The organism is Photobacterium sp. OFAV2-7 (assembly GCF_022347985.1).
Classification (GTDB): Bacteria; Pseudomonadota; Gammaproteobacteria; order Enterobacterales; family Vibrionaceae; genus Photobacterium.
Genome location: NZ_JAKRFQ010000637.1, coordinates 1 through 3165, shown reverse-complemented (window position 1 = coordinate 3165; position 3165 = coordinate 1). Strand labels below are relative to the sequence as shown.

Here is a 3165-nt window from a genome sequence, read left to right as displayed (position 1 = left end):
GTTGGCTCTTGAGAATCTTAAACTTGGTGCTATTTCGCAAGCCTATAAGGATACGGTTACAATCGAGATGTGGATTGGGATCTCAAATGTTATCCCACTGATCACTATGGTGGTTCTAAGCACTATTGGTCCGAAATTTAATAAGTAATATAACGAACTTCAAAAGGTAATATAATGAAAAACAAATATAATGTGCTTCTTGCTGGTATCGCTTTTCTTTCTTCAGGTACTTTATTTGCTGCTGATTTCGGTGTTGAACTGGCATGGAATACCGACAATGTGCAAGAAGTGATGGACACTATGTCGGAGCAAAGAACCGCTTTTGGCAAACTTGTTGAAAATGGCGAGATCAAAGACATGTTTGTTGCCGACAGTAATATTGATGGCAAACCGATTAAGTTACTTCGATTTGTTATTGAAGCAGACAGTAAGCAAGAAGTGACCGATAAGTTAGCCAATTTGCCGCTATATCAAAAAGAGCTGATTAAAATCGAAAATGTGCGTCCATTAGGCTCAAAATGGTTGGATAATACCCCGGTATATAATAATTACGGTGTTATCTTTACCTGGAAAGATCAGATTGAGCCGCTTGAAATTGACCGGGTGCTGGGCATTGATCTACAGCGTGTTATCAGTCTCAACCAGGCTGGGCTCGTGACATCTTCTTATATTGATACTCAGACATTGGATAATGGCACAGTGAGGCCGGTGTATTCAGTTTCTTTCCTGGCAAAAAACGCTCAGCATGCACGTGAGTTAAGTAAGCAATTTGAGGCTGTAAATCTTGGCTATGCAACAGTTGAAGTTCAATACCTTGGTCATAAGCTGGATCTTGCCAGATAAACACTGAATGTAGACGTTATCTGTTTGGTCATGGACAACAGTGTGCCAGAGGTTTACTTTAGCGATCTGGCGCACTGCTATTATTTGGGTGAAGGAAACGTAATGTCTACCACAAGTCAGCTGTTGTTATTTTTAGATGTTGTCCAGCAAGGCTCATTTACGAAAGCGGCCGCATTACATGAAATGGACAACTCTTCTCTTTCCAAACAAATTAAGAGATTGGAAAGCGAGCTAGGAGTGCAGCTACTAAACCGCTCGACGCGTTCTTTTTCGCTAACGTCCGCAGGGGAAGAGATTCTAGAGCAAACCCTGTTGCTCAAAGATACACTCAGTCATATACAGCTCATTGCCGATTCGTACCAGTCGGAGCCCAAAGGTATGCTTCGGATCACTTCGCCTATCTATTTCGGGCACGAGTACTTACAGCCGGTGATCTCCGGGTTTATGAAAAAGTACCCTGATGTCCAGGTTGTCCACTCCCTCAATGACAAGAAAGCAGATATTATTTCTGACAATTTTGACTTGGCATTCCGGCTAGGGAAGTTGTCGGATTCCAATTTGATCGCGAAAAAGGTCGCGGATACCCATTTTGTGCTTGTTGCTTCAGACGAATTCATTGAACAGTTTGGCCAACCTTCGGCCCCGCAGGAGCTGATTGCGATGCCCTCCGTCCTGTATAGCAATGGCGATGTTACTGTCGATCAATTACGTATTAATGATGCCGTTGGCAGCGATCAGTACACCACCTATAAGATGAAAGGTAAGTACAAAGTCAGTGATGTAAGAACGTTAATCAACGCGGTGAGGGATGGGCTGGGCTACGCATTAATCGATTTATCGAACCTGAATAAGCCACTCAATGAGTTAAGTTTAAATGTGCTGCTGCCTGATCATGATATCTCAACAAGGGACACGGCGATTTATGCCATATATCCGCACCGAAAGCATACGATGCTGGCAAAAGAATTCATTAAAGCGGTTCAGGATTATATTGGCGAGCCAGCGCGTTGGGAGATATATCTGCCACGTTAATGTGGCTACTGCTGAGTTCATTGCATTGAGTGTTGTCGATACACCCTGGGATTTCAGAACATAGAATAATGCCCGGCAGGATACCGGACATTAATTGTTAGCTGGGGATGGCTGTTAAAGTACTGTGATAACATCGTCCATTGCTAGGCGGGCTTTCGGCAGGCCATGATTGTAGTCTTCACCGTCTAGGTGGTATCCCATGGCGAGTGCAAAGTCACACTCAAAACCGTCCAACTCTTCTTTGAAAATGTCGCCGATCAGTGCCGAATCAACGCCTTCCATTGGCGTAGATGCAATACCTAAACGCGCCAGGACATGCAGGGTATTGCCCAATGCGATGTAAGTCTGCGCCTTTGTCCAGTGACCGTTGAAGCCGTTTTCATCAGTGTTAGATTCCGCAAAGGTAAAGCCGCCATGCAGCATGTTGTCGTACATGTCGGCTGGCAGGTGGCCGGAGGTCACTTCAACATCCACCACCTTTTTGTAATTGTCTTTGGTAAAGCGTGGGTTGTGGGCAAACAAAATAATATGAGAAGCCTCTTTGGCATGCGGTTGGTTGAACTGGTGAATGTTGGCAAACGTATCATGGAAACGCTGTTTAGCTTCGTCGCTCTCGATAACAATGAATTTCCAAGGCTGCGAGTTAATAGAAGATGCAGACAAACGAATAGCTTCTTTGATCACATTCATGTCTTCCGCTGAGATACGCTTAGTCGCATCGTATTTTTTAGCTGTATAACGGTTGTTTAGGTCTGTAATAATTTGGTGAGACATGTCAGTTTTCCTCAAAGAACAAAAGCAATGAGGCGATATTACGGATGATATGGCTTGAGAAACAGGACAAGTGAATCCAATTATTATGGTCAAAAATGTCCATAATGATTGGATTGCAACTGGCTCTGGAATATCTTGGTTGTTTGTATCACCGCAGTATTAGTTCTTGTCTGTCATTATCTTAAGCTGTAATTGTAAAGGTAGGTAAAGTACTGCTAAGTAAACCAGATCTAAACCATTGCCTTTTTCTTACGGGTATTCTTTGTCAAGAACTTAGCCTGCGGGCTTGTACATTAATACTCTGTAGAAAGTTAAGCTATGAATAAATCAATATTGTATATGGCGTTGGCAACGATAGGCGCGACATTCGCAGTTGGTTGTAGCCAGCAGCCCAAGCCACAAGCTCCTCAAGGCAACATCCAAAGCTCTGAAACTCAGGAAGTGGTTATAAATGCTGTCAAATTTGATGTTTCTGAGCAGTTTGAGTTCTTTACCTGGGAAAATATGCCGAACGAT

Annotated in this window: 4 protein-coding genes; 3 read left to right on the top strand and 1 reads right to left on the bottom strand. The window is 43.3% G+C overall.

What is annotated here, in order from left to right; translation table 11 throughout:
* Positions 1 to 174: 174 nt before the first annotated feature.
* On the top strand, positions 175 to 843 hold the full coding sequence (locus MHN01_RS22195; RefSeq protein ID WP_239413489.1) for a hypothetical protein: 669 nt from the start codon (positions 175 to 177) through the stop codon (positions 841 to 843).
* Positions 844 to 945: 102 nt separating this feature from the next.
* Positions 946 to 1875 carry a LysR family transcriptional regulator gene (locus MHN01_RS22190; RefSeq protein ID WP_239413488.1) on the top strand — a complete coding sequence of 310 codons (930 nt, stop codon included), beginning with the start codon at positions 946 to 948 and terminating at the stop codon, positions 1873 to 1875.
* 114 nt (positions 1876 to 1989) lie between these two features.
* On the opposite strand, the gene MHN01_RS22185 is transcribed toward MHN01_RS22190, so the two are convergent.
* Complete coding sequence (locus tag MHN01_RS22185) at positions 1990 to 2649, bottom strand: NAD(P)H-dependent oxidoreductase (protein WP_239413486.1); 660 nt, start codon at positions 2647 to 2649, stop codon at positions 1990 to 1992.
* Between the two features lie 318 nt (positions 2650 to 2967).
* Here MHN01_RS22185 and MHN01_RS22180 point away from each other — a divergent pair.
* Positions 2968 to 3165: hypothetical protein (locus MHN01_RS22180; RefSeq protein WP_239413484.1), on the top strand; the 198-nt coding region annotated here is incomplete at its 3' end.